The following is a 25,461-nucleotide window of genomic DNA, read 5'->3' as shown; positions in this document are numbered from 1 at the left end:
CGGTATGCCTAGGCGCGGCGAGCAAGGCGCTTTTTATCCCACATCGTCGCAGCCCATACCAGGCACCCCGCCGCCGCCAGGCCGGCACCCGCCAGCGCCGGAGCGGAGTAGCCCAAGCCGGCACCCACCACGGCGCCGCCAATGGTCGCACCGGCCGCGTTTGCGATGTTCAACGCGGACTGGTTAAGGGCTGCGGCCAAAGTCTGGGCGTCGCCGGCCACATGCACCAAGCGCAGCTGCAGCGAAGGCACCAGGGTAGAGCCCATAAACGCCACGCAGCCAAAGCACAAGGTAGCGGGGATGGCATGGCCGGAGAGGAAGTAGAAGGCCGTCAAGATAACGATGAGACAGGCCAAGGCAAAGATAATGCCAAACTCCAGGTTGCGATCAGCCAGCCAGCCGCCAAAGGCATTGCCGATGGTCATGCCGATGCCATAGGCCATGAGCACCACCCAGATGAGGCTCTGGTCCATGCCGGCGACCTCGGTCATGGTCCACGAAATATAGGTATAGACGGAGAACATGCCGCCAAAGCCGACCACGCCCATGATGACGGTGAACCACACCTGGCTGTTTTTGAACGCACCGAATTCGGTGCGAATATCGGTCTGCTTCATCTCCGTCATGTGCGGCATCAGGAAGAACAACGCAATGGCGGTGACAATACCCAAAGCCACGACCACTAGGTAGGCCGCCTGCCAACCCAGCGCGGAGCCGAGGGCTTGGGCGGCCGGCACACCAATAACCGTGGCGATGGCTAGGCCCATGCCCACATAAGCCATGGCCTTGCCGCGGCCGCCTGGGGGCGCCATGGATGCGGCAGAAAGGTTAGCCACGGAGAAATAAGCACCGTGGGGCATGCCCGCGATGAAGCGCGCAATCATGAGGATGGCGTAATTCGGGGCCAAGACCGAGAGGAGGTTGCCCACCACGAGGAAGCCGATGAGCAGCAGGATTAGCCGGCGGCGCGGCAGCTTGCCGGTAAAAGCCGCAATCAACGGGGCACCGACCACCACGCCCATGGCATAGATGGTGATGAGCGTGGAGGCGTTTTCTTCCGAAACGCCAAAATCATCCGCGATAAGCGGCAGCAGGCCCATAGACACGAACTCCGTCGTGCCGATGGCAAACGCGCCCAGGGCCATGGCCACCATGACGATGGCGCGGCGGCGGGCAGTAATCTCCGTTTGCAACGGCAGCGGGCGGCGGCGAACGCGGTGCTCGTGCGCGCTGCGCGGGCTTAGCTCATCGATGATTTTCATGGAGAGTGAGGGTACACCCCGTCTGCGCCGGTGGCATGCCCGCAGCGGGGGCTCGTGAATATCTCCACCCCTCCCGCGCATGGGTGACAGCGGCCACGCAACCCTTTTCAAGGGGCGGCAAATGGGGGATCACTTTCAGCAAACTGGCCCACATGCCGCCCACAAAATCGGTAATCTGGGCACTTGAACAATTTTCCAACGTTAATTAGGAGAATCATGGCAAAGATTACGTGGACCCGTACCGATGAGGCGCCGCTGCTGGCGACCTACTCCCTCAAGCCCATCGTGGAGGCCTTCGCTTCCACCGCTGGCATCGACGTGGAAACCCGCGATATCTCGCTGGCCGCCCGCATCGCCGCGCAGTTCCCGGAGCGCCTGACCGAGGAGCAGAAGGTCGAAGACGCCCTGGCCGAGCTGGGCAAGATGGCCAAGACCCCGGAAGCAAATATCATCAAGCTGCCGAATATTTCCGCTTCCCTGGTGCAGCTGAAGAAGGCCATCGCCGAGCTGCAGGCCGCAGGTTACGATCTGCCTGATTACCCGGATAATCCTTCCACCGAGGAAGAAAAGGACATCGCCGCCCGCTACGACTCCGTCAAGGGCTCCGCTGTTAACCCGGTGCTGCGCGAGGGCAATTCCGACCGCCGCGCACCGGAGGCCGTGAAGAACTTTGTGAAGAAGCACCCGCACCGCATGGGCGAGTGGTCCAAGGACTCCAAGACCAACGTTGCCACCATGGCGGACAACGACTTCCGCCACAATGAGAAGTCCGTCATTCTGGAAAACGAGGACACCCTGTCCATCGTCCTCAAGACCGCCGATGGCGAGCAGACCCTGCTGCCGGAGCTTCCGGTTCTCAAGGGTGAGGTCATCGACGGCACCTTCATGTCCGCCAAGGCCCTGGATGAGTTCCTCCTCGCACAGGTCAAGCGCGCCAAGGAAGAGGGCGTGCTCTTCTCCACCCACCTGAAGGCCACCATGATGAAGGTCTCTGACCCCATCCTCTTCGGCCACGTCGTCCGCGCCTTCTTCGCCGATGTTTATGACAAGTACGGCGAGGAGCTGCTGGCTGCCGGCCTCAACGGCGAGAACGGCCTGGGTGCTATCTACGAGGGCTTGAAGAACCTGGACAAGGGCGAAGAAATCAAGGCTGCTTTCGACGCCGCGCTTTCCGACGGCCCCGACCTCGCCATGGTCAACTCCCACAAGGGCATCACCAACCTGCACGTGCCTTCTGACGTCATTATTGACGCCTCCATGCCTGCCATGATCCGCACCTCTGGCCACATGTGGAATAAGAACGACGAGGAGCAGGACACCCTCGCCGTTATCCCGGATTCCTCCTACGCCGGCGTTTACCAGGCCGTTATCGAGGATTGCAAGGAAAACGGCGCCTTCGACCCGACCACCATGGGTACCGTGCCGAACGTTGGCCTCATGGCGCAGAAGGCCGAGGAGTACGGCTCCCACAACAAGACCTTCAAGATCCCGGCTGCGGGCACCGTTGAGGTTCGCAACTCCCAGGGCGAGGTTCTCATCTCCCACGACGTGGAGGAAGGCGATATCTGGCGCGCCTGCCAGACCAAGGACGCCCCGATCCAGGACTGGGTCAAGCTCGCCGTCAACCGCGCTCGCCTGTCCGGCATGAAGACCATCTTCTGGCTCGACCCAGAGCGCGGCCACGACCGCAACATCAAGTCCTTGGTGGAGAAGTACCTTAAGGACCACGACACCGAGGGCCTGGATATCTCCATCGAGGATCCGGTCACCGCTACCAAGACCTCCATCGAGCGCATCCGCCGCGGCGAGGACACCATCTCCGTGACCGGCAACGTGCTGCGTGACTACAACACGGACCTCTTCCCCATCCTCGAGCTGGGCACCTCCGCCAAGATGCTGTCTGTGGTTCCGCTCATGGCCGGCGGCGGCCTCTTCGAGACCGGTGCAGGCGGCTCCGCCCCGAAGCACGTCCAGCAGGTCGAGGAAGAAAACCACCTGCGTTGGGATTCCCTCGGCGAGTTCCTGGCCCTGGCTGAGTCCTTCCGCCACGAGAAGCAGACCAATGGCAACGAGAAGGCCGGCGTCCTGGCCGCCACCCTGGACAAGGCCACCGAGCGTCTGCTCAATGAGGGCAAGTCCCCGTCCCGCAAGGCCGGCGAAATCGACAACCGCGGTTCCCACTTCTTCCTGGCCACCTTCTGGGCCGAGGAGCTGGCTAACCAGACCGACGATGCCGATCTCGCCGCTGCGTTCAAGGCCGTAGCTTCCCAGCTGTCCTCCCAGGCAGACGAGATTGCCCAGGCGCTTGTCGACGCCCAGGGCAACCCCGCCGACCTCGGCGGCTACTACTGGCCGAATGACGAGAAGACCTCTGCCGTCATGCGCCCAGTTGCTCAGTTCAACGAGATTATCGACGGCCTGAAGAAGTAAGTCTTCACAGGCGAATGCCGCCCCGCAGCGTTCATTGCTTCGCTGCGGGGCGGCTTTGGTGTGTCTGCATGCTTAGAAGCTGTCGAGCCAGGCGGCGTGCACGCGGTCGTCGCCGTTTTCTTCTGGGTGGAAGCTCAGCGCCGTCACGCGGCCCTGGCGCACGCCGACCACCGCGTCGCCGTCCGCGCCCGGCACCGTCGCGATGACCTCGACGCCCTCGCCCACGCGGGTGACCAGCGGGGCACGAATGAAACTCGCCGCAATGTCGAGCGTTTCCTCGCCCGCCGTCACAGGAACCGTGCGCTCTTCGGAAAAGCGCTGGTTGCCAAAGGCATTACGCCGCACGGTCACGTCTAACAGCCCCAGGGTTTGCTGCCCCGGCGCGGGGTTTTCCAGCTCGCGGGCGCAATAAATGAGCCCCGCGCAGGTCGCGAGCACCGGCAATCCTGCGGCCGCGGCATCGCGCAGCGGCTCGGCCAGCCCGAAGCTGCGCGCCAGCTTGTCGATGACACTCGACTCGCCGCCCGGAATCACCAACCCGTCGAGCCCGTCCAAGTCGCGCGGCACCCGCACCCGGCGCGTCGCCACACCGAGCACGTCCAGAATGCGCAGGTGCTCCTCGACGCCGCCCTGCAGCGCCAGCACCCCGACGGTGGCTACCATCCGCGCTCGGCCAGACGGTGCGGTGCAGGCACGTCGTTGACGTTGATGCCCACCATCGCCTCGCCCAGGCCGCGGGAAAGCTTAGCGAGCTCAGCAGGGTCGTCGTAAAGCGTGGCGGCCTTCACGATAGCCTCCGCGCGGGCCGCCGGGTTGCCGGACTTGAAGATGCCGGAGCCGACGAAGACGCCTTCGGCGCCCATCTGGCGGACAAGGGCGGCGTCGGCAGGCGTGGCCACGCCACCGGCAACGAAGAGCACAACCGGAAGCTTGCCGGTCTCCGCAACCTCTGCAACCAAATCGTACGGCGCCTGCAGCTCCTTGGCCGCGACATAGAGCTCGTCTCGGTCCAGGTGGCGCAGGCGGGCAATCTCCGCCTTAATGGTGCGCAGGTGCTTCACGGCCTCGGAGACATCGCCGGTGCCGGCCTCGCCCTTGGAGCGAATCATGGCCGCGCCCTCGGTGATGCGGCGCAACGCCTCACCCAGGTTGGTGGCACCGCACACGAACGGCACGTCGAAGTCCCACTTATTGATGTGGTTGACGTAATCGGCCGGGCTGAGCACCTCGGACTCATCAATGAAGTCCACACCCAGCTCGCCCAGGATCTGCGCCTCTACAAAGTGGCCGATGCGGGCCTTGGCCATGACCGGGATATCCACGGCCTCGACGATGCCCTCAATAAGCTCCGGGTCAGACATGCGGGCCACGCCGCCCTGCGCGCGGATATCGGCCGGCACGCGCTCCAGCGCCATCACGGCCGACGCGCCCGCGTCCTCCGCAATGCGCGCCTGCTCCGGCGTGACGACGTCCATGATGACGCCGCCCTTCAACATATCGGCTAGTCCTCGCTTCACACGCGTGGTAGCGCGTCCTTGTTCATTTACCTGTTCAGTCATAGGTGCCATAGTGGCCCACATAATTGGTACAAGACAAGAGCCATTTTCAGCGTGTTGGATTAGACCACTTATGATGGGCCCGTGCCCCTTCGCCTCGATCCCTCTGATACGCGGCCGCTGCCCGTGCAAATCGCCGCCGCCTTGCGTGCCCAGGTCGCCGCCGGCGTCCTCCTGCCCGGCGAGCGCGTTCCTTCGACCCGCCACCTGGCTTCGCAGCTCGGCATTTCCCGAGGCAGCGTGGTCACCGCCTACGACCAACTCACGGCCGAGGGCTACCTCACCGCCGCGGTTGGCTCCGGCACCGTCATCAACCCACTGCTCCCCCACGCGCGTGCCCCACGGCCGGAGCCAGCCCCCGAACCGGCCGCTGAGCCCGAACTGGTGTCGCTGACACCCGGCCTGCCCGACACCGCCGGCATCCTCACCCCTGAATGGAGGGCCGCGTGGCGTGCGGCGGCCGTCGACCCCTCCGGCGATCTGCCCCGCGAGGTCGCCGCGCACCTGCGCCACATGCGCGGGCTCACCGTGGACCCAGCCTGCGTGCTGATCACGGCCGGCGCCCGCGACGGCCTCTCCGTTCTCCTGCGCTCCCTCAGCCGCCACCTGCGTGTGGGCGTGGAATCCCCCGGCTACCCCAGCCTTCGCCGCGTACCCCAGGCTCTCGGCCACACGTTGGTGGAAATCCCCACCGACCCCGACGGCGTCACCGTGCCTGCGGCCGATCTCGACGCCCTCATCGTCACCCCCAGCCACCAATACCCCTACGGCGGCTCGCTGCCCGCAGCCCGGCGCGCCGAACTCGTCGAATGGGCCCGCGCACACGACGCCCTCCTCATCGAGGACGACTTCGACTCCGAACTGCGCTACGTCGGCCAGCCACTGCCCGCCCTAGCCGCGCTCGCCCCGGAACACACCGTGCTGCTGGGTACCTTCTCCTCGGTCATCTCCCCCTCGATTGCCTGCGGCTACCTCGTCGTTCCACCGCGCCTGCGCCCGGCCGTTGACCGCGTACGCGATATCTTCGGCCAACCCGTCGGTGCCATTCCCCAGGCCGCGCTCGCCCACTACCTTGCCAGCGGCGCTTTACGGCGCCACACCGGCCGCATGCGCCGCACCTATAAACGCCGCCGCAACCTAGTGGCCGAAACGCTCGGCACCATCGAAGGCGCACAACTCCTCCCCATCCACGGTGGCCTCCACGCGGTATTGCTGTGCGACCCGGCTGTGGTCCCCCGCGCCGCCGCCCGCGGCATTAAGCTCACCCCGCTGCGCGACTATTGGGGCGGCGCCGACGCCGAAGACGGCGTCGTCCTCGGCTTCGGCCACCTCAGCGACTCCGAGCTGCGCACGAGCCTCACCGCGGTCGCGGCCGCATTAGGCGAGTGATACCGTAGCCCCAAAGACCATAAAAGAAAGGTGATAAATGTCCCTCGGCCCGCTTGAATTTCTACTCATACTCATTCCGTTCCTCATCCTCGCCGGAATCATCGCCATCGTGGTCAAGCTCGTGCGCAATAGCAACGAAACTCGTGCAAACACCCGCCGCATTGCCGATCAGCTCGAGGAACAAAATCACCACCCGTAGAAACTCTTAGCCACGAGGCCACGTGCGCTGCCGCGAAAGCCCCGCCGTGCGCCTTCCGACGCCCACATAAAACTCGAGACTGACCGCTTAGTCTATTTTTATTCTCGCTCCTGCCAGCAGGTTTCACTAAACCCGCTCGCAAGACATACCGCTTGGTCTAGTCTTGCCAAGCATGACGACGAAATACGATAACTCCAATTCCGACTGGTCCTTCGCTACCCGCTCCGTACACGCGGGCCAAAACCTCGATGGGCACCACAATGCCCGCAACGTGCCGATTTACCAGACCACCTCCTACGTCTTTAACGACGCCGAGCACGCGGCCAACCGCTTCAATCTTTCCGACGCCGGCCCCATCTACACCCGCCTGACCAACCCCACCCAGGACGCGCTGGAAGAGCGCCTCGCTTCCCTCGAGGGCGGCGTCGCGGCCGTCGCCTTCGCTTCGGGACAAGCTGCCGAAACCGCGGCCATTTTGAACCTCGCCTCGGCCGGCGACCACATCGTGACCTCCCCGCGCCTCTACGGCGGCACCTCCACCCTCTTTACCGTCACGCTCAAGCGCCTAGGCATCGACGTCACCCTCGTCGAGGACCCGGACGACCCGCAGTCCTGGCAGGACGCCGTCCAGCCAAATACCAAGGCCTTCTACGGCGAGACCTTTGGCAACCCCGTGGCCGATGTCCTCGATATCCCGGCCATAGCCGAGGTCGCCCACAACAACCAGGTCCCGCTCATCGTGGATAACACCATCGCCACCGCCGCCCTCGCCCGGCCGCTGGACCTCGGCGCGGACATCGTCGTGGTGTCCACCACCAAGTTCTACACCGGAAATGGCTCGGCCATCGGCGGCGCGATTATCGACGGCGGCTCCTTCGACTGGACCGTCACCCGCGACGACGAGCCCGTCTTCCCCTACTTCGTCACCCCGGATGAGGCCTACCACGGCCTGAAGTACGCCGATCTTGGAGCCCCAGCCTTCGCGCTCAAGGCCCGCGCCGGCCTGCTGCGCGATACCGGCGCCGCCATCTCCCCCTTCAACGCCTGGCTGACGCTGAATGGAATCGAGACGGTGGGGCTGCGCGTCGAAAAGCACAATGCCAATGCCCAGGCCGTTGCCGAGTACCTGGAAGGCCACGCCAAGGTCACCAAGGTCAACTACGCCGGCCTGGATTCTTCGCCGTATAAGGCCACCAAGGAAAAGCTCGGCTACGCCTACACCGGCTCCGTGCTCTCCTTCGACATCGACGGCGGCCGCGAGGAAGCCTGGGCGTTTATCGACGCCCTCAAGCTCCACTCCAACCTCGCCAATATCGGCGATACCCGCTCCCTGGCCGTGCACCCGGCAACCACTACGCACTCCCAGTCCGACGAGCCTGCGCTTGCCGCGGCCGGCATCACCCAGTCCACCATCCGTCTGTCCGTTGGCATCGAGCACATCGATGACATCATCGCGGACCTCGAGCTGGGCTTTAGCGCGCTGGCATGAAGCTAGTTAGCATCGGCGACTTCCACACCGAAGCCGGCGCCACGCTTGCCGACGCCCACATTGCCTACCACCGCTTCGGCCACCTCCTCGGCGATCCCCACGGCCGCAATAACGTCATTGTGGTTGAACACGCCTTGACCGGTGATTCGAATGTGGCCGAGTGGTGGGCCGATCTGGTCGGCCCCGGCAAGGCGCTAGATACGACGAAGTGGTGCGTTATCGCCACCAACGCACTGGGCGGCTGCGGCGGCTCCACCGGCCCTGCCTCCCCGCACCCAGACGACGGCCGCGCCTGGGGCTCGCGCTTCCCCGCGCTGTCGGTGCGCGACCTCGTTGCGGCCGAGCGCGCCGCGCTCCGCGAGCTCGGCATCACCCACGTCCACGCCATCATTGGCGGTTCGATGGGCGGCGCGCGCACGCTGGAGTGGACGCTGATGTACCCCGAGGCCGTTGATGCGGCCTGCGTCATTGCCGTATCGGCCCGCGCTTCCGCCTGGCAGATTGGCATCCAGTCGGCGCAAATCGCGGCCATCGAGCAGGATTCCTTCTGGCATGGCGGAGACTACTACGCCTCCGCGCAGCGCCCGCGCGAGGGGCTGGCGGCCGCGCGTCGCATTGCACACCTGACGTATCGCGGCGAGCAGGAAATCGACGAGCGCTTCGGCGTCCAGGCCCAGACCGGCGAGAATCCGCTCGGGCCCTACCGGCGCCGCAATGAGCGCTTTGCCGTCAACTCCTACCTCGACTATCAGGGCATCAAGCTGGCCGATCGCTTTGACGCCGGCTCCTACGTCACCCTCACCGAGGCGCTCAACCGCCACGATATCGGCCGCGGCCGCGGCGGCCTCAACCGCGCGCTGGGCTCATCGGAGGTGCCGACCATGGTCGTCGGCGTGGACACGGATATCTTGTACCCGTATCACCAGCAAGAACACATCTCGCGCAACCTCGGCAACCTGCTGGCAATGGCGAAGGTTGTCTCCCCGGTAGGACACGACGCCTTCCTCACCGAGTCACGCCAGATGGATCGCATCCTCCGAAACTTCCTCACGCTTTCCCAACCGGACCCGAGCATCGATTCTGCGACAGGCGATCCCACCGAGTACTCGATTTAAAGGCTAGCTGCATCTGCGATCGCCAAAACCGCGCAGCGCGCACTAGCTATAAGCGGTGCGGCACGCTGCGCTGGTCCTATGGCCAGTCGTGGCGAGCAGAGACGGGACGGGGCTCAGCCGTCTTCGGGCGGTGAGGCCCAGGGCGGGCGCCAGACGATACCTTCGCCGGGGCGGCGCTCGAGCCGACCGCGGCGCGGCGGCGCATTGGGGTCATCATCATTGACCCCGTTGTGATACTTGCAGGCCATGGTGAGGTTCTCGGGATTCGTGTCCCCGCCGAGCAGCCACGGGGTGAGGTGGTGGACTTGGCAGTCATCCGCCGGCGTATGGCAATCGGGCCACGGACATACAGGATTTTCCGCCATTGCCATCTGGCGTTGCTTCCACGTAGCCCGGCGCCGCGATTGATAAAGGTTTACGGGGCCGGTGACGGGGTGGATGAAGGTGATAAGGCCGACGTCGGCAAGCGCGCGACGGGCAAGGTCCGCACCAGAAATCTGTGCGCCATTGGTCAGCTGCAGGGTGACGTCCTCGCCGTGGATGACCTTGACCATCTCATTGAGGGTGAGCACCACATTGGTGGTGATTGTGGAGGCGGCGGCACCCTGAGCAAAGACGCGGCGAGCATCGGCGACGGTGGAGACATGGTTGTTAATCTCTGCCACCAGTTCGGACTCGGCGGTAATGGTCAGCGTCCACAGGTCGTCGCGGCGGCGGGTTAGGCGCACGCCCTCAGAGCGCTTGGTGGTACGTTCTTCGCGCACAAGGCGACGGGCGCGCTTTTCAATCTCGCTGGTAGCAACGCGCAGGGCGCAGAGTTCCTCGCGCAGCGCCCAGGCCGCACGCTGAGTTTTCATCTTCTGGGCGTAGTGCTCGATGATTTTTAGCGCGTCGAGCGGCAGCGTGGTGCGGCGGGCGGCGCGTTGTTTGGCGCGAAAGGAGGTGCGGCCGAAGTAGGTATCGGCAAGGCGGGCGAACTCGGCGGCCTCGCGATCGCTAAAGCCCTTATCGACGAGCTCTTCTACCGACAGCCCAGCACACTCCTCGATGAGCACCATCGGGGAGTTCACGGCTGTCAGGTAGGTCGAAATCATGGCCCTGAGCCTAAGCGGGCCGCGTAACCCGACGCGCGGTGGCGGGCGCTGGCCTGTGGATAACCGCCGGAACTACACCTTTTAGGACCGAGATGGGTGATGGTTCTACAAAAAGCCTGTGGACAACTAGCTGCCGAGCGAGTCCACCGAAAAGGCCAGGAAGGCCATCACGGCGCCGAGCAGGCCGGTAAAGCAGGCATCAAAGCGGCGCGAGCGCACGGCCAGCACGCCGACGCGGCTGGAATCGCAGGTAAGGCGAACCACGGTGAGCCACAGCAGGGCGAGGCCAAGGAGGAATGTGGCCCGGCGCCAGTACTCGAATGCCGCGTAGCCGCCAGAGACGACCACGCCGGCCACGAAGATGCCGATGGCTGCCCACTGCGCGGCGGGCGGCAGCGGGGAGGGCGCGAGGCCGGCGTCGTGCGGATTGTCTAGATTCACGCCAACTTTTCCGCGCGCTCGACGATATTGCGCACCAAGAAGGCGCGGGTCAGCGGGCCGACGCCGCCCGGGTTCGGCGAGACGAATCCGGCCTTGTCCCAGCAGTCTGGGTGGATGTCGCCGGTGAGCTTGCCGTCGACGCGGGAGACTCCGACGTCGAGAAGCGCGGCGCCTTCCTTAATCATGTCCGCGGTGAGCATGTGGGGCTGGCCGGCGGCGGCGATGACGATATCGGCCTCGCGGGTCTCGGCGGCCAGGTCCTTGGTGCCGGTGTGGCACAGGGTGACGGTGGAGTTCTCGCTGCGGCGGGTAAGCATCAGGCCAATAGGGCGACCCACGGTCACGCCGCGGCCGATGACCACGGTTTTGGCGCCGTCAAGTTCAACGCCGAAGCGGCGCAGCAGGTGCAGGCAGCCGTTCGGGGTGCAGGGCAGGGGTGCATCCTCGTTGAGCACGAGCTTGCCCAGGTTGACGGGGTGCAGGCCGTCGGCATCCTTTTCGGGGTCGATGCGCTCGAGGATGGCGTTTTCATCCAGGTGCTTCGGCAGCGGGAGCTGGACGATGTAGCCGGTGCAGGCGTCATCGGCGTTGAGCTCATCGATGACGGCCTCGAGTTCTTCCTGCGTGATATCGGCCGGCAGGTCCTTGCGGATGGAATTGATGCCGAGCTTTTCGCAGTCGCGGTGCTTCATCTTCACATAGGACTGGGAACCGGGGTCCTCGCCCACAAGAACAGTGGCGAGGCCGGGCGTAATCCCCTTGTCCTTCAGCGCGGCCACGCGCTGGGCGAGGTCGGCGAAAATCTCGTCGCGGTACAGTGTGCCATCTAGTTTGGTAGCGCTCATAGCCACCATCCTAGACTGAAGGCATGAGCCAGCTGCACATTGTCTTTGATAACCCGGTCATTCCTACTAATACGGGCAACGCCATCCGTACGGCCGCGGTGACGGGCGCGAGCCTGCACCTGATTGAGCCGCTGGGCTTTAATTTCGACGATAAGCACTTAAAGCGCGCCGGACTGGATTATCACGATCTGGCCGATGTGCAGATTCACAAGGATTTTCAGGCCTGCATGGACGCGCTGCCGGGGGCGCGCGTCTTCGCGTTTACCACGCATACGGATAAGTGGTTTACGGATATCGAATACCAGGAGGGCGATGTCTTGCTCTTCGGCACGGAGCCGACTGGCCTGCCGGAGGAGCATATTAACCATCCGCGCGTGACGGATCGCGTGCGCATTCCGATGGTGCCGGCTAGGCGCTCGATGAACCTGTCGAATTCGGCGTCGACGGCCGTATTCGAGGCGTGGCGCCAGCTGGGATTTAACGGGGCGGTTTAAGCCCTGGCAGCTGGCGGGAGCGCAGGCGGGCAAGGAGTGCGGTGGCGTCGGCAAGCGTGAGGTTGCGCGCGGCCATGCGCACGGGCCCCTGGACTAGGTCGAGGTCGACGGTGGCTAGGCCGAGCGCCTGGGAAATCGGCCCGCGGCGGTAGGTGAGCTCCTGGATATGGGAGGCGTGGATGGCCTTGACCCGGCGGTTGAGCCGGCCGTTGCGCACGATGACGTAGTCGCCGATGAGCGCGACGGTTTGCTGGCGGTAGTCCAGCGGGGAGACCCACTTGGCGCGGGCCGGCGAGGCGTAGGTGGGGGCGGCGTCGGCCGGGAGGAATTGCCGAGCTTGGGCGAGGGTGCCCACCGGCAGGATGCGGGTGGAGCCAGAAGCCTTGCCGCTTGCCGACGCCCCATATCCCGCCACCGAAACCCTCACCTCGTACCAGCCCAGCGGCCGCCAGAGGAAGGGCTGAGTAATTTGTACGGCGTGGATGCGGTCGAGGCGGATGCTTTGGCGGCGGCGATCGGCCAGGCCGTAGGTGATATTGAGTACCTCGCCGTCGGTGCGGGCGGTATAACGCCAGGAAGAATCGAGCACGTTCCAGGCGTTGGGCAGCGCGCCGACGAGGATGGGCAGCGCGGCCGAGAGCGGCAGCCGCGTAACCACAACGAGGATAAGGAAGCCGACGAGGAAAAGCGTGGAGGTGCGCAGCGCGGCCGCCACAAGGGAACGGGCGATCGGAATTTCGGGCACGAGGGTCGGTTCTTCGGCCGGCGGGGCGGGTGTTGGGGCGCTGGTCAAGTCGGCTGCGGTTGCGTCGATGTCAGTGTCCGCGGCCGGTGCGGGTGCGCCGTGGACGCGGGCGAGGATGTCCTCGCGCAGGGCTTCGGCGTCGGCCTTTTTGAGGTAGGCGATTTCGATGACTGATGATTGGCCGCCGGCTGTTTCTACACGGACGGCCGCTAGCCGGAAAAGGCGAGCGATGACAGGCTCGACGACGTCGACGGCCTGGGTGCGGTCATAGCGCGCGGTGCGCAGTTGGGTGGAAAAGAGTCCGCGGCGCAGGGATAGCTCGTCCGCGCCGAGCTGGTAGCCCATGCGGCGCCACCACAGGCCGGAGGCGAGCCACACGACCGCGCAGACCGCAACGAACCCGGCGAGCGCAAGGGCGGTATCGCGCAGGGCCTCGCCGCGGTGCTCGCCCGTGATGAAGGCGAAGATATCGCGCAAGGCCTCCAGGTTGACGTTGAGGGCGAAGGCCGCGATGAGAGCCAGGATCACTGACCACAGGCGCAGCAGCGGGGTAAGTCGGTGGACGCGGCGGAAACTTGGCTGGGTGCTCATAGGCCGCTCATCCGTTCGCGGGCTTGGTGGGCAAGGCGGGTGCGGAGGGCGTCGGCAAGCGGGGCTTCTAGGCCCTTGATGGTGGCGTCCGTGCTGGCCGAGGCCGTGTGGAGCTGCAGCTTTTTCAGCCCAAGGGCGCGGTCGATGGGCCCGGAGGTCACGTCGACGAATTGGATGCGGCCGTAAGGCACCACGGTGAAGGAATGCCAGAGCTTGCCGCGAGTGATAAGCAGCTCATCGTCGGTCTCGAGCCAGCCCATGTTGCGCACCTGGGCGGGGATGAGCCAGAGCAGCCAGAAGAATAGGGCGACGAAGACGCCGGCCGCCCAGTAGAACCACGGGGTCCACCAGAAACCTGCCGCACCGGCGGCCGAGGCGAGGACGATCATCCAGCTCAGGTGGTGAATATAGCGCGAGGTCACCAGGCGTGGCGAGACGGGATTCATTTCTTCGCTCATAGTTATTGACAGTATCAATCGGGCCATACCCTTGCGTCACTTATCGTTAATCGATATTATCGAATTACGACAACATCGAGAGTCGATAAACAATCGGCGGAAAGGATTGTCATGACCACCCCACAACCCACCTCCAAGGCCGAGCGCCGCGAAATTAACACAGCGGCCACCATCAGCCTCTTTACCATCATCATCCTGGGCCCCACCTATCTGCGCGACCTTGCCACCGGACGCTTTTCCACCGCACTGAGTGCGGCCATCCCGGAAGGCCTAAGCAAACACAACCTCGACGGCGGACCATTCTGGATGCTCACCGCAGCGCTCGTCGTTAAGATTGCGGCCATTTTGATCATCGCGTTCTTTACCTACCGCTTGGTCAAGCCCATGCTTCGCGGGCAGGTCTTCACTACGAAAAATATTCGCTTTCTCAATGGAATGACCATCGGAATCCTAATCTGGTTTATCGGACGCTTCCCGCTCGAAGGTATGGGCAATAACTGGGCTTCCTCACAGCTAGGGATCGACTGGTGGTCCAGCCAGAGCGGAACGTCATTTGGCGAGCTCACACTGCTCTACCTCTTTGTCTGCGCCCTACAGCTCTTCTCAGCCGCCATCAAGCGCGGCTGCAAGCTAGAAGAGGAGGTCGAAGGACTTGTCTGAGCCACAAGGACCCCAGGTAGTCTGCCACCTCGACCAAATAATGGAAGAGCGCGGCATAACCGGAGCGGCACTCGCTAAAGAAGTAGGCATCACCCCAGTCAACCTCTCTGTCCTCAAGAATAATCGCGCCAAAGCCGTACGCTTTAGCACTCTCGCGGCGCTGTGTGCGGCGCTGGACTGCCAGCCGGGCGACATTTTCGGCGTCGAATAGCAACCCTTGCCAGGACGTTGGGTTTATGCAATACTTTGACTTATGTCCCCAAAGAAGAAGCCTTCCGCACCCATTTATAACCGGGTACGCGTGCTGCGCGCCGAGCGGGACATGTCGCGCGCGCAGCTGGCTGAGGCCATCGATGTTAACCCCCAGACCGTCGGAGCCCTCGAGCGCGGGGACCACTCCCCCAGCCTGGACCTAGCCTTCCGCGTCTGCGAGGTCTTTGACCTTCCGGTGGAGGCTATCTTTTCCCGCCAGGAATTTGCCCCTATGTCCACTGAAATCTATAGGAAGAATTCCTAATGGCTACCACAATTCCCGCCTCTGTTTCCCGCCGCAAGCGCTTGATCCTAGCCGGCGATATTTTTCTCGGCCTGGCCATCGTGGCGGCGGCCCTGCACTTTTTCGCGCTTGGCTTGTCTAATCTGCTGTGGCCGATAGCTGGCATTGCGGCGACCACGTGCACCACGTGGCTGCGCCAGTCCATTCGGCACCTCGACGTTCCCACTACGGAGATGGATGAGTACGAGCTGCGCCTGCATACCGACGCCCGCGACAAAGGCCTGAAAACCGCATTGGCCACGGCCATAGTGCTCTTCCTCGTCGCCGGCGCCACCGCATTTGGGCTGCGCTTCTCCGGCGCGGAGCAGGTTGCGGTGGAGGAAGCGACCTCGGGGGCTAATATCGCCATCTTCTTTGCCAAGCTCATCTATATCCAGCTGCTGTGGATTCCGTTTGCGGTAGCCAAGGAATTGGCCAATAAGCTCAACGCGGACGAGCTGCGCAGCGGCGGCAACTAGCGGAAGTCACGGGAGCCGCGGGAGAGGAATTCACCAAAGTCCAGCGGCTCGAGCTTATCTGCGACCACGCTGACCGCGCCGGTGGCATTTTGCACAATGCCACGGATGATCATCGCGCGGGCGGTGCGGGCCAGCACCTTATGTCGCGACCACAATCCGGGTGAGACCATCACGTTCATCAGGCCGGTTTCATCCTCGACCCCCAAAAAGGTCAGACCAGAAGCAGTGCGCGGGCGCTGGCGGTGAGTAATAATGCCGGCGATGCGCACGCGGGTGCCATCGGGGACATGGGGGAGCCGGGAGGCAGGGAGGACGTCGGCAAGCGAGGCACGCACCAGCTCCATCGGCTGCTGGTTATGGGTCACGCCGGTGGCGGCGACGTCGGTAGCCATGAGCTCAAACGCGGACATGCCGGGCAGGTGCGGCGAGGCCAGGGCGGATGTACCGGGCAGCATGCCCTCACGCTCGGTGGCGGCGACGCCGGCCTGCCACAGCGCTTGGCGACGATCCAGCCCCAGGCACTCCAGCGCCCCGGCCGTAGCCAGCGCCTCCACCTGCTCCACGCTGAGATCCGCCCGGCGCGAAAGATCAGACACGCTAGTAAAAGGCGCGGCCGCCTCCACGCGCTCGGCAGCAGACTCCCCCAGCCCCTTGATGAGGTTAAGGCCCAAGCGAATCTCGGCCGAGCCCGTCGCGCGGGCCTGGGCGCCGGAGTCATTAATGCTTACCGGCAGCACCTGCACGCCGTGGCGCCGAGCATCCTGGATGAGCGACTGCGGGGAATAGAACCCCATCGGCTGCGCGCGCAGCAACCCCACGCAGAATTCCGCCGGGTAGTGGTACTTAAACCACGCGGAAAAATACACCAGCGAGGCAAAGGACTGCGAGTGGGATTCCGGGAAGCCATAGGCGGCGAAGGCCACGATTTTTGCCCAAAGCTTATCCGCTACCTCACCCTCGATACCGTTGGTCTCGCGCAGGCCGGCAAAGAAGCGGCTGCGCAGCGCGGCCATCTTTTCCGGGGAGCGCTTCGAGCCCATGGCGCGGCGCAGGTCATCGGCCTCGGCACCGGAGAAGCCGGCGGCGTCGACCGCGATCTGCATCAGCTGTTCCTGGAAGAGCGGAATGCCTAACGTCTTGCCCAGGGATTTTTCCAGCACCGGATGGTCATAGGTCACCTCCTCAAGGCCATCGCGGCGGCGCAGGTAGGGGTGCACGGACCCGCCCTGGATAGGACCGGGGCGAATGAGCGCGACCTCGACCACCAGGTCAAAGAAGCGGCGCGGCTTCAGACGCGGCAGCGTGGCTAGCTGTGCGCGGGATTCCACTTGGAAGACGCCCACCGCATCGGCGCGGCAGAGCATGTCATAGACCTCCGGCTCGGCAAGGTCGAGCTCCCAGAGGTGCACCTCGCGGCCGGTGGTGGCGCGCACGGCATCGATCATATGATGCAGCGCCTCCAGCATGCCGAGGCCCAAGAGGTCGAATTTCACCAGGCCGGCGGCCGCGCAATCGTCCTTATCCCACTGGAGCACGGAGCGATTTTCCATGCGCGCCCATTCCATAGGAACGACGTCTGCAATGGGCCGGTCACATAGCACCATGCCACCGGAGTGGATGCCTAGGTGACGGGGTTGGCCGAGGAATTGCTCGGCTAAAGAGGAGACGTCGGCAGGCGGCTCGGAGGTACCTTTCGACCACGCATCGGCCGAGCCCTGCGGGTAGCCCAACGCGCGGGCCGCATCGCGGGTAGCTCCCTTGCGGCGATAGGTAATGACATTGGCCACCTGCGCGGCACGATCGCGGCCGTGGGTGCGGTAGACATACTGGATGACTTCCTCGCGGCGGCTGGACTCGATATCGATATCAATATCGGGCGGGCCATCGCGGTCCGGGGAGAGAAAGCGCTCGAAAAGCAGCTGCGCGGAGATGGGCTCGGCGTTGGTAATGCCCAGCGCAAAGCACACCGCGGAGTTGGCGGCCGAGCCGCGACCTTGGCACAGAATATTCTCGCGGCGGCAAAAGTCCACCAGGTCGCACACGATCAGGAAGTAGCCGGGGAAGCCCAGCTGCTTGATGACGCCCAGCTCATGCCGAATCTGTTTCCTTGCCGCCTGCCTGATCTCGGCCGGGCGCGAAGCATAGCGGTCCTTGGCGCGGCGCCAGACCTCATGCTCCAGCCAGCTCATTTCGGTATACCCCTCCGGCACCGGAAAATGCGGCAGGTTGGGAGCGAGCGCGTCCCAGGTAAAGGAACACTCTCGGGCGAGCGCCACGGTTTCGGCGATGAGCTCCGGCCGATCCGGCAAGAGTTGCGCCATCTGCTCGCCGGATCGCAGCCAGCCAGCACCCATGGGGTGGGCGTGCGGCGCGGCGGCCGCAAGGGATTCGCGCCGGGCTAGGGCACGCTTGGCGGCGGCGAGCCGAGCTTGGTCGCGGGTCGCGGCCGCGGGCCGTGCGGTTGCGATGGCCCGCAGGTTATTGTATTTATCGAGGAAACGGTGCTGATCCGCATCCTCGGGGGACATGCTGCACGAATATTCGAGAACTATGCTGTCTATTTTTATTCTTTCGAGCAGGTTATCGATTTCTGCTAGCGCCTCCGACCCCACCAGAAAGAAGCACTCCCCTTCCAGTTCGCGCGCCACCTCATCCAAGGACGGATAAGCCACGCGATCCTTCTCCCCCGCCTCCATCCGGGCGCGCGCGATGAGTCGCGACAGGCGGCGATAGCCCTCCGGGGTGCGCGCCAGCACGGTCACTGGGGCCTCCGCGAGCGATAGCTCCGCGCCATATACGGCCGGAAGCCCTGCTTTAGCAGCGGCTTCGGCAAATTTCATGAGTCCATAAAAACCATCGCGGTCCACGATGGCCAACCCCTCAAGCCCCAGCTCCACGGCCCGATTCACCAACTCTTCCGGCTCGGCGGCGCCGTCGAGAAAGCTATAGGAACTTACCGCGTGCAGCTCCGCAAAGGGCACGGCAGACTGGCCGCGCTGGGCCGGAGCAGTTGGTCCGGGAAGGTGATCCACCGGCACGGGCGCAGTAGATTCGCGGCCAGAGAGGATGCGCTCCACCCGCGACCACGACAGCGCCCTTCCACCATTAAATTCCACCCCACACAGCGTAATATCGAATTATTGTTCTAGACAAGCCGGTGGGACGTGATGCCCACAATAGACAAAGCGGTTCGCTGATTGCTAAGTTGCTAAACAAGCAAATTATTTCAACTCCTACAAGAAGGGGATTCCCCATGCAGATCCGTCGCGTAGTGGCTGCTACCGCCGCCGTAACCATCGCCGCCACCAGCCTGGTGGCATGCTCTTCCGACTCCGATGACTCCAAGGCCATCAAAGTCGGCACCACCGATGACGCAAAGAAGGCTTGGGTAGCGTTCGAGCAGGAAGCAAAGAACGCAGGCTATGACATCGATATCCAGCCTTTCGCGGATTACAACACCCCGAACCAGGCTCTGGACCAGGGCGAGCTGGACACCAATAACTTCCAGCACCTGAAGTTCTTGGCGGAGTATAACCACGGCAACGGCACCAACCTGGTGCCTATCGTGGCTACCGAGATCGTGCCGCTGGCACTGTTCTGGAAGGACCACGACTCCCTCGACGGCATCGAGGGCGAAGAGGTCGCCATCCCGAATGACTCCACCAACCAGGCTCGCGCCATCAACGTGCTGGTTCAGGCCGGCCTTCTCACCCTGAAGGACAAGGACAACCTGGAGCCCACCCCACTGGACATCGATGAGAAGAAGTCCAAGGTCAAGGTCACCCCGGTAGACGCGGCACAGACCACGTCCGCACACGGCGAGGCCACCCCGGCGATTATCAATAACTCCTTCCTGGAGCGCGCCGGCATCGACCCAGCCACCGCCATCTTCCAGGACGACCCAAACTCTGAAGAGGCAGAGCCGTACATCAACGTCTTCGCCGTCCGCGAGGAAGACGCCGATAACGAGGACATCAAGAAGCTCGCCGAGCTATGGCACAGCGACGCCGTCCAGGAGGGCGTTGACGAAGACTCCGCCGGCACCTCCGTCGAGGTAGAGCGCAGCCAGGAGGATCTGCAGAAGATCCTGGATAAGCTCGAAGCAGATCTGGACTAATCACCCTTGCTTTTACCCCGCCGGAGACCCCGGCGGGGTTTGGCACTTTCCTAGCTAAGGACGCAAACACGTGGCAGATTCCACCCACCGCGGCACCCGCATTGAGTTCCGCGAGATCACCAAGATCTTTAAGCAGAAAAAGGCGCGAATTAAGGCGCTCGACCATGTCTCCATGACCATCGAGCCTGGCGAAATCGTCGGCATCATTGGTTATTCCGGCGCCGGCAAGTCCACCCTCGTGCGCATGATCAACGGCCTGGACACCCCATCCTCTGGCGAGCTACTGCTCGACGAGACCAATATCGTTGGCATGTCCGAGCGGAAACTGCGTGGCATTCGCCGCAATATCGGCATGATCTTCCAGCAGTTCAACCTGATGAGCTCGCGCACCGCGGCCGGCAATATTGAATACCCGCTGCAGCTGCAGGGCGTCGGCAAGCAGGAGCGCGCCCAGCGCGTGCAAGAACTGCTGGACTTCGTCGGTCTGGGAGACAAAGGCAAGAGCTACCCGGAGCAGCTCTCCGGCGGCCAGAAGCAGCGCGTTGGCATTGCCCGTGCGCTGGCCACCAACCCTTCGCTGCTGCTTGCCGACGAAGCCACTTCCGCCCTCGACCCCACCACCACGCAGGAAGTCCTCGACCTGCTGCGCCGGGTAAACAAGGAATTCGGCATCACCATCGTCGTTATTACCCACGAGATGGAAGTCGTTCGCTCCATCGCCGATAAGGTCGCCGTGATGGAAAACGGCCGCGTAGTAGAACAAGGCAGCGTCTACGAAGTCTTCTCCAACCCGCAGACCTCCGTGGCCGCCAAGTTCGTGGCCACCTCGCTGCGCAACGAACCCGACGTCGTCGAAACCGACGACCTGCTTGCACACGAAGGCCGCCTGTTTACCATCAACCTCACCGAGGAATCCGGCTTCTTCACCGCCGCCGCCCGCCTCAAGGAAGCCGGCGTGTCCATCGCCGTCGTGCACGGCGGTATCACCACGCTGCAACAGCATTCCTTTGGCAAGCTGACCGTGCGGCTTAGCGGCGACAATAACGCCATCGAAGAGTTCTACCGCACGCTTTCTACCACCACCCAGATTGAGGAGATTGCACGATGACCGTCACCACCCTCGCCCAAGCCAACTGGGACCGCCTCGGCCCTTCACTAGCCGAGGCCATCGTCGATACCCTCATCATGGTCTCGACCACCCTCATCATCTCCGGCATCCTCGGCCTTGGCCTGGGCATGCTGCTCTATACCACCCGCACGGGCGGCATCCTGCAAAACCGGTTTGTCTATTTCATAGTCAACCTGCTGGTGAACTTCGTCCGCCCCATCCCGTTCATCATCTTGCTGGCCTTTGCTCAGCCACTGACCGTCATGGTGATGGGCGGTTCCATCGGCCGCGGCCCGGCGACCTTCGTCATGGTCATCGCCGCGACCTTCTCCGTAGCCCGCGTGGTGGAACAAAACCTCGTGTCCATCGATCCCGGAGTTATCGAGGCCGCCCGCTCCATGGGCGCCTCGCCGTGGAAGATCATTACCTCCGTCATCGTTCCGGAGGCCCTCGGCCCGCTGATTCTGGGCTACACCTTCTTGTTCATCGCCATCGTGGATATGTCCGCCATGGCCGGCTACGTCGGCGGCGGCGGCTTGGGCGACTTCGCCATCGTCTACGGCTACCGCGCCTTCGAGTGGGAAGTCACCGTCGTGGCCACACTCATCATCATCGTGCTGGTGCAGGCCGCCCAGTTCTTCGGCAACTGGCTATCCTCCAAGGTCATGCGCCGCTAGCCCCCCGCTTGCCGACGCCGCCCCGCTCCGCGCGGCCTACCCCGCGACCGGCTCCACGCCGGTCGCTACGATGGCTTGGTCTTTCTTCGGCACATCGCCGCACGAAGAGACCACGCCTTCTACCTCGCGCTCCTCGAGCGCCACGCGCCAGCGCCGGCCGTCAGCGTGGCTGACCTCGCCGCCGTCGGTGACAGTGAGCTGGCCGTAGGAGAGGTCCTCGCCGGCGTCGATAAGCGAGCGGGCCACCGCCAACTCCGCCACCTGGCCGCGCGGGCCGAAAATACCGCGCCCGCGATTTACTGGGTAGAAATACTTCCCCTTCGCCGCCGCCGCAATCATTTGCGCGGCGGCTTCTTTATTCATGCGGCCAAAGGAATAGGCCCATGGCATGAGCATGACCGACGGCGCGAATCGGTGCCCCTTCGTGTGCGAGGTCTCCCACACCATATCCGGATAATCCGCCACCAGCTCCGCGGCCAGCGGCCGGCCCTTGACCGCACAGCACGTATCGCGCTTCGCATGCGTGCACACCAGCACCAGCGGCGTATCCAAAGCGCCACCCCCATTGCGGCCAGGCCCGGTCAGGTCCAGATCGAGGATCTTCTCCGGGCCCGTCAGCAGCACGAGTTCCATCACGCCCTGCTCGGCCCACACCAGGTAGCAGCGGTGCATCTTGCCTACTTGGCGGCCATCGCGGCCCGGCCGGCGAATAAGCTGCAGCCCTGCCGCGCCCTTCAGCTTGGAGTTAAGCTGCGCCGTGAGCTCCGGCCCAAAGGTATCGCCGTCAAGCACGTCTCGCGACCATCCGCCCGGCCACTCGAAAAGCACATAGACGGATTCCTTCTTTGCCGTGCCTGGCAGCGGCTCTACCTGGATATCTGAACAGAACTCGGTCATATACCTAAGCCTAACCTTTCTGCTTTTCAGCTCACACCCTTGGCAACAATTCGGCCACGAAGTACCCCCTCAGCTATACAGTTCACGGCCGAAAATATAACCTAGGGGACATGTTGAAAGTCCGTCTCGCCGCAACGCTTCTCGTCGCTGCTTCTCTCAGCGGCTGCGCCGCCCACGAGACGGACCGCACCACCATGGCTGCATCTGCGGATAACTCCCGGCTCAATCCGCTAGGCCAGGCCAATATGGAGATGAAAACCCTCCGGCCGCAGGCCCCCTCCGAGCTCATGGTGACCGACGTGCGCATCGGCCAGCACGAAGGCTTCGAGCGCGTCGTCTTCGAACTCGACGGCGGCGGCACCCCCGGTTGGTTTGTGGACTACGCTGACACGCCTACGCAGCAAGGCTCCGGCAAGACCATTGATTACTCCGGCGAGACCGCACTCAATGTCAATATCGACGGCGTGGTCTATCCCTTCGAGGCAGGCAAGGACGATCCCCGCATCGGCGTGGTGGATGCCCCTACGGAAGGAATTGTCACCCAAGTGGTCAATGGCGGCACCTACGAGGGCCGCTGCCAATTTGTCATCGGCATGACCTCTCGCAAGCCTTATTCCGTGCAGGTGCTCGATAACCCCACTCGCCTCGTGGTCGATATTCGCGATTAATAGGTCGCCTCAACCCGCCAGCGGCCGCCGGACCATACCAAGAGCCAGGCCCGTTGATGCTCTTCGTACTCGGCTTGGCCCACCACCTGCAGGCGCGCTACGTGCTGTGGAGTATCGGTCCACCACTGCGTATCCACCGGCCAGGGTCCGGCCCAGCCCAGCACACGGAAACGATGCGCACCCCAGCCCAAGGCCACCGGCACGCTGGAGAGGAGGGCTTCGGCGGTAACGAAGACGGGTCGCTCGGCGGCGTCGATAAGCCGAATGCGCGCGGCCGGGTGGTTCGGCCCACCGCCCAGCCGTGCAGGCAGGGGCGCGGGAATGCGGCCGGGCCACTCGCCCCGCGGCGGTGCGTCACGCTGCTCGCCATAGGGCACGTACTCGATGCGCTCGGCCACCCCACGGCCGCCCACCGCCCGCGGCTGCAGCACACGATCCACCCCCAGCTGCGATTGCACGCGGGCGATCACGCGTTTGACCTGCTCCTGCGAGCCTTCCCCACCCCAGAGGCCGGTGGCGGACGGGGCGGCAACCTCCACCGGCTCCAGCGCTAGGCGGCGGATGGCCGCGCCCTCACCAGTAGCGCGCGTGAGCCAGCCATCGAGCTGCCAGCGCACCCGGTCCGCGGTGGCCTGCTCCGTCAGCGCTTCCTGCGTGCGCCATACCCGCGCCAGCTCCTCACCGGTGTCAAACTCCGCCACCACGCGCAGCCGCAGGCACACCTTGCCGGCCTCCTCCAAGCGGGCATGCAGCCGAGCCGCGAGTTGGCGAGCCGCGAACGCCGCCGCATCCACGCGCTCGATGCGCTCTTCCATTTCCACGGCCAGGTCTGGACGCGCCAGCTCTGGGGCCACGCGCCTATCCGCACGGGCTTGGGCCAGTTCGTGCGCACGCCGGCCCGACTCACCAAACCGGGTAGCTACCTGCTTAAACGGCAGCGCGGCTAAGTCGCCCAGGCGTCGCACACCCAGCTTATCCAGCTGTGCGATAAACCCAGCCTCAAAGCCCAAGGCCTCATCGGCCGCCAGCACACCTACGGGCTGGGTGGCCAAAAACTCCCGCGAGCCGCCCTCCGGCACCACTGCGCCCACACCACGGTGCCGGGCCGCGATGACGGCCGTGGCAATCTCATCGGCGACGCCGAGGGTGGAGTCGAAGCCGGCGTACGAAGAGGCGTCGACAAGCATCTCTAATGCCTTCTCTCCGTGGTAGCGCAGAGCCGCGCCCGCATCCACAATCGCCAGGCCCGGGCGCAACACCTCCACCGAGGACGCCACCGCATCTAAGCCGGCCGCGACCTCCGCAAACGCCGCACCATCCCGATCCGGATTGGCCTCCACCACTGCAGCCTCGGGGCACAGCGCTTGGGCCTGGCGCAGGCGCATCCCGCGCCGCACGCCCGCCCGGCGCGCCCTCCTATCGCACACCGCCACCGCGTGATTGCGCTCAATTACCATAGGACCCTGCCCGCCGGCAGCCTGGATGGGCCAATCCGGAAACCACACGGCCGCTACCCTCATACGGCCTCCAACCGGCGGCGCTGCCCCACCGTGAGCACCCCGCGCGAGGCCCCCTGCTTCGAGGTCACCTCCACGTCCATGTCCACGCCGCGAATGCGCCCGCTGCCCTTGCCGACGCCCCGATAGGCACTCACCCGCGCTCCTATCCCCACCGCCGTGCCGGGCAGCCGGGTTCCTATCGTGAGTACCGCCGCACGCCCGCCGCGCACCTTCGCCAGCACCGGCCGAGCCTTGGTAGGGCTCACCTCGCCGGGCGGCCCATGGTGGACAACAAGGTCTAGCCCTTCCGCCAATACTCCTGCCACCATCCAGGATTCCAAGCCCGGATCCGGCACGGTTACCACGCGTTCAATAGCACCCTCCTCGGCCACTTGTGCGAGTAGCAAATCCGGCCACCCCACCACGCCTACATGCCCGCCACGGGCGGTGAGGTGGCAGATAAGCTCCACCACCAGCGCCGGACAGTTCGCACAGTGCACCACCTGCCGGCGCGCCAGCCCACCTGCAGGAAGCAAGCGGGCCAGGCCAGGGAGCGTATCTACCAGCCCTTCTTCCGGGCCGCGCTCCATAGCGCGCATGCGGCTACGCAGCATCGCCACGCGGTCCGACCTACTTAGCCCGGCCACCGCTTTTTCTAGGCGAACGCTCGTTTGACTCACCCGAATAGTATGAACCCTCACCCGGACACATGC

At 64.3% G+C, this 25,461-nt stretch carries 26 protein-coding genes; 14 read left to right on the top strand and 12 right to left on the bottom strand.

Translation table 11 applies throughout. The annotated features are described in order from the left end of the window. Positions 1 to 8: 8 nt before the first annotated feature. Positions 9 to 1,262 carry an MFS transporter gene (locus tag QKD99_RS07355; RefSeq protein WP_284821991.1) on the bottom strand — a complete coding sequence of 418 codons (1,254 nt, stop codon included), beginning with the start codon at positions 1,260 to 1,262 and terminating at the stop codon, positions 9 to 11. Between the two features lie 216 nt (positions 1,263 to 1,478). Here QKD99_RS07355 and QKD99_RS07350 point away from each other — a divergent pair, with 216 nt between their 5' ends. Then, entirely contained in the window at positions 1,479 to 3,692 is a 2,214-nt protein-coding gene (locus tag QKD99_RS07350; protein WP_347951119.1) for an NADP-dependent isocitrate dehydrogenase, read from the top strand. A gap of 72 nt (positions 3,693 to 3,764) precedes the next feature. On the opposite strand, the gene pdxT is transcribed toward QKD99_RS07350, so the two are convergent. Together pdxT and pdxS are read right to left on the bottom strand one after the other, a co-directional pair. Next, positions 3,765 to 4,355 carry a pyridoxal 5'-phosphate synthase glutaminase subunit PdxT gene (gene pdxT, locus QKD99_RS07345; RefSeq protein ID WP_347951118.1) on the bottom strand — a complete coding sequence of 197 codons (591 nt, stop codon included), beginning with the start codon at positions 4,353 to 4,355 and terminating at the stop codon, positions 3,765 to 3,767. Then, positions 4,349 to 5,251, bottom strand: a complete 903-nt coding sequence (pdxS, locus tag QKD99_RS07340; protein ID WP_040424867.1) for a pyridoxal 5'-phosphate synthase lyase subunit PdxS — start codon at positions 5,249 to 5,251, stop codon at positions 4,349 to 4,351. The genes pdxT and pdxS overlap by 7 nt, the downstream gene beginning before the upstream one ends. Positions 5,252 to 5,332: 81 nt before the next feature. Here pdxS and QKD99_RS07335 point away from each other — a divergent pair, with 81 nt between their 5' ends. The 4 genes from QKD99_RS07335 to QKD99_RS07320 all read left to right on the top strand — a co-directional run bounded on the left by QKD99_RS07335 (position 5,333) and on the right by QKD99_RS07320 (position 9,440). Continuing rightward, positions 5,333 to 6,637 carry a PLP-dependent aminotransferase family protein gene (locus tag QKD99_RS07335; RefSeq protein ID WP_239278051.1) on the top strand — a complete coding sequence of 435 codons (1,305 nt, stop codon included), beginning with the start codon at positions 5,333 to 5,335 and terminating at the stop codon, positions 6,635 to 6,637. 37 nt (positions 6,638 to 6,674) lie between these two features. Then, positions 6,675 to 6,836 (top strand): hypothetical protein, encoded by a 162-nt coding sequence (locus QKD99_RS07330; RefSeq protein WP_239278052.1) that lies wholly within the window; start codon positions 6,675 to 6,677, stop codon positions 6,834 to 6,836. A 172-nt stretch (positions 6,837 to 7,008) separates the two neighbouring features. Further along, positions 7,009 to 8,325 (top strand): O-acetylhomoserine/O-acetylserine sulfhydrylase, encoded by a 1,317-nt coding sequence (locus tag QKD99_RS07325; protein WP_347951117.1) that lies wholly within the window; start codon positions 7,009 to 7,011, stop codon positions 8,323 to 8,325. Next, a complete protein-coding gene (locus tag QKD99_RS07320; RefSeq protein ID WP_347951116.1) occupies positions 8,322 to 9,440 on the top strand; it encodes a homoserine O-acetyltransferase in 1,119 nt (372 codons plus the stop codon). Before QKD99_RS07325 ends, QKD99_RS07320 begins: the two co-directional genes overlap by 4 nt. Positions 9,441 to 9,553: 113 nt before the next feature. On the opposite strand, the gene QKD99_RS07315 is transcribed toward QKD99_RS07320, so the two are convergent. The 3 genes from QKD99_RS07315 to QKD99_RS07305 form a co-directional block, all read right to left on the bottom strand. Beyond that, positions 9,554 to 10,534 carry an HNH endonuclease signature motif containing protein gene (locus QKD99_RS07315; RefSeq protein WP_347951115.1) on the bottom strand — a complete coding sequence of 327 codons (981 nt, stop codon included), beginning with the start codon at positions 10,532 to 10,534 and terminating at the stop codon, positions 9,554 to 9,556. Between the two features lie 126 nt (positions 10,535 to 10,660). After that, positions 10,661 to 10,975, bottom strand: a complete 315-nt coding sequence (locus QKD99_RS07310) for a DUF3017 domain-containing protein (RefSeq protein WP_250408787.1) — start codon at positions 10,973 to 10,975, stop codon at positions 10,661 to 10,663. Further along, the gene (locus tag QKD99_RS07305) at positions 10,972 to 11,820 is read right to left on the bottom strand and encodes a bifunctional methylenetetrahydrofolate dehydrogenase/methenyltetrahydrofolate cyclohydrolase (protein ID WP_150850691.1); all 849 of its coding nucleotides are present in this window, start codon (positions 11,818 to 11,820) and stop codon (positions 10,972 to 10,974) included. The genes QKD99_RS07310 and QKD99_RS07305 overlap by 4 nt, the downstream gene beginning before the upstream one ends. A gap of 23 nt (positions 11,821 to 11,843) precedes the next feature. On the opposite strand from QKD99_RS07305, the gene QKD99_RS07300 reads away from it, so the two are divergent. After that, the gene (locus QKD99_RS07300; protein ID WP_005322648.1) at positions 11,844 to 12,314 is read left to right on the top strand and encodes a tRNA (cytidine(34)-2'-O)-methyltransferase; all 471 of its coding nucleotides are present in this window, start codon (positions 11,844 to 11,846) and stop codon (positions 12,312 to 12,314) included. Here the strand turns inward: QKD99_RS07300 and QKD99_RS07295 are convergent. Further along, positions 12,298 to 13,650: a PH domain-containing protein gene (locus tag QKD99_RS07295; protein ID WP_347951114.1), complete on the bottom strand. Its 1,353-nt coding sequence runs from the start codon at positions 13,648 to 13,650 to the stop codon at positions 12,298 to 12,300. The genes QKD99_RS07300 and QKD99_RS07295 overlap by 17 nt on opposite strands. Next, positions 13,647 to 14,108 (bottom strand): PH domain-containing protein, encoded by a 462-nt coding sequence (locus QKD99_RS07290; RefSeq protein WP_347951113.1) that lies wholly within the window; start codon positions 14,106 to 14,108, stop codon positions 13,647 to 13,649. The genes QKD99_RS07295 and QKD99_RS07290 overlap by 4 nt, the downstream gene beginning before the upstream one ends. Before the next feature lie 111 nt (positions 14,109 to 14,219). Between QKD99_RS07290 and QKD99_RS07285 the strand changes: the two genes are divergently transcribed. Genes QKD99_RS07285 through QKD99_RS07270 form a run of 4 tightly spaced genes read left to right on the top strand, consistent with a single transcriptional unit; the run spans position 14,220 to position 15,782 of the window. Further along, positions 14,220 to 14,768: a hypothetical protein gene (locus QKD99_RS07285; protein WP_239278060.1), complete on the top strand. Its 549-nt coding sequence runs from the start codon at positions 14,220 to 14,222 to the stop codon at positions 14,766 to 14,768. Then, positions 14,761 to 14,979, top strand: coding sequence for a helix-turn-helix transcriptional regulator (locus tag QKD99_RS07280; RefSeq protein ID WP_255632123.1), 219 nt, complete (start codon positions 14,761 to 14,763; stop codon positions 14,977 to 14,979). Before QKD99_RS07285 ends, QKD99_RS07280 begins: the two co-directional genes overlap by 8 nt. A 42-nt stretch (positions 14,980 to 15,021) precedes the next feature. Next, the gene (locus QKD99_RS07275) at positions 15,022 to 15,285 is read left to right on the top strand and encodes a helix-turn-helix transcriptional regulator (protein ID WP_005322660.1); all 264 of its coding nucleotides are present in this window, start codon (positions 15,022 to 15,024) and stop codon (positions 15,283 to 15,285) included. Further along, positions 15,285 to 15,782 (top strand): hypothetical protein, encoded by a 498-nt coding sequence (locus QKD99_RS07270; RefSeq protein WP_225745927.1) that lies wholly within the window; start codon positions 15,285 to 15,287, stop codon positions 15,780 to 15,782. Before QKD99_RS07275 ends, QKD99_RS07270 begins: the two co-directional genes overlap by 1 nt. Here QKD99_RS07270 and QKD99_RS07265 read toward each other — a convergent pair. Continuing rightward, positions 15,779 to 18,898 (bottom strand): error-prone DNA polymerase, encoded by a 3,120-nt coding sequence (locus tag QKD99_RS07265; protein WP_347951112.1) that lies wholly within the window; start codon positions 18,896 to 18,898, stop codon positions 15,779 to 15,781. The two genes, QKD99_RS07270 and QKD99_RS07265, sit on opposite strands and share 4 nt — an antisense overlap. A gap of 137 nt (positions 18,899 to 19,035) precedes the next feature. Between QKD99_RS07265 and QKD99_RS07260 the strand changes: the two genes are divergently transcribed. The 3 genes from QKD99_RS07260 to QKD99_RS07250 all read left to right on the top strand — a co-directional run bounded on the left by QKD99_RS07260 (position 19,036) and on the right by QKD99_RS07250 (position 21,684). Next, positions 19,036 to 19,899, top strand: coding sequence for a MetQ/NlpA family ABC transporter substrate-binding protein (locus QKD99_RS07260; protein ID WP_347951111.1), 864 nt, complete (start codon positions 19,036 to 19,038; stop codon positions 19,897 to 19,899). Positions 19,900 to 19,969: 70 nt separating this feature from the next. Next, positions 19,970 to 21,007: a methionine ABC transporter ATP-binding protein gene (locus tag QKD99_RS07255; RefSeq protein ID WP_005322668.1), complete on the top strand. Its 1,038-nt coding sequence runs from the start codon at positions 19,970 to 19,972 to the stop codon at positions 21,005 to 21,007. Beyond that, positions 21,004 to 21,684 carry a methionine ABC transporter permease gene (locus tag QKD99_RS07250; RefSeq protein ID WP_049378924.1) on the top strand — a complete coding sequence of 227 codons (681 nt, stop codon included), beginning with the start codon at positions 21,004 to 21,006 and terminating at the stop codon, positions 21,682 to 21,684. The genes QKD99_RS07255 and QKD99_RS07250 overlap by 4 nt, the downstream gene beginning before the upstream one ends. 36 nt (positions 21,685 to 21,720) lie before the next feature. On the opposite strand, the gene QKD99_RS07245 is transcribed toward QKD99_RS07250, so the two are convergent. Beyond that, positions 21,721 to 22,581 carry a sucrase ferredoxin gene (locus QKD99_RS07245; RefSeq protein WP_347951110.1) on the bottom strand — a complete coding sequence of 287 codons (861 nt, stop codon included), beginning with the start codon at positions 22,579 to 22,581 and terminating at the stop codon, positions 21,721 to 21,723. 110 nt (positions 22,582 to 22,691) lie between these two features. Between QKD99_RS07245 and QKD99_RS07240 the strand changes: the two genes are divergently transcribed. After that, on the top strand, positions 22,692 to 23,249 hold the full coding sequence (locus QKD99_RS07240) for a hypothetical protein (RefSeq protein WP_347951109.1): 558 nt from the start codon (positions 22,692 to 22,694) through the stop codon (positions 23,247 to 23,249). Here QKD99_RS07240 and QKD99_RS07235 read toward each other — a convergent pair. Then, positions 23,246 to 24,769 carry a DNA polymerase Y family protein gene (locus QKD99_RS07235; protein ID WP_347951108.1) on the bottom strand — a complete coding sequence of 508 codons (1,524 nt, stop codon included), beginning with the start codon at positions 24,767 to 24,769 and terminating at the stop codon, positions 23,246 to 23,248. The genes QKD99_RS07240 and QKD99_RS07235 overlap by 4 nt on opposite strands. After that, a complete protein-coding gene (locus QKD99_RS07230; RefSeq protein WP_347951138.1) occupies positions 24,766 to 25,362 on the bottom strand; it encodes a hypothetical protein in 597 nt (198 codons plus the stop codon). The genes QKD99_RS07235 and QKD99_RS07230 overlap by 4 nt, the downstream gene beginning before the upstream one ends. Positions 25,363 to 25,461 lie beyond the last annotated feature (99 nt).

This window comes from Corynebacterium sp. c3Ub_189 (assembly GCF_039907195.1).
Taxonomy (GTDB): domain Bacteria; phylum Actinomycetota; class Actinomycetes; order Mycobacteriales; family Mycobacteriaceae; genus Corynebacterium.
The sequence above is the reverse complement of the archived record's forward strand: the minus strand, read 5'-3'. Positions and strand labels throughout refer to the sequence as shown.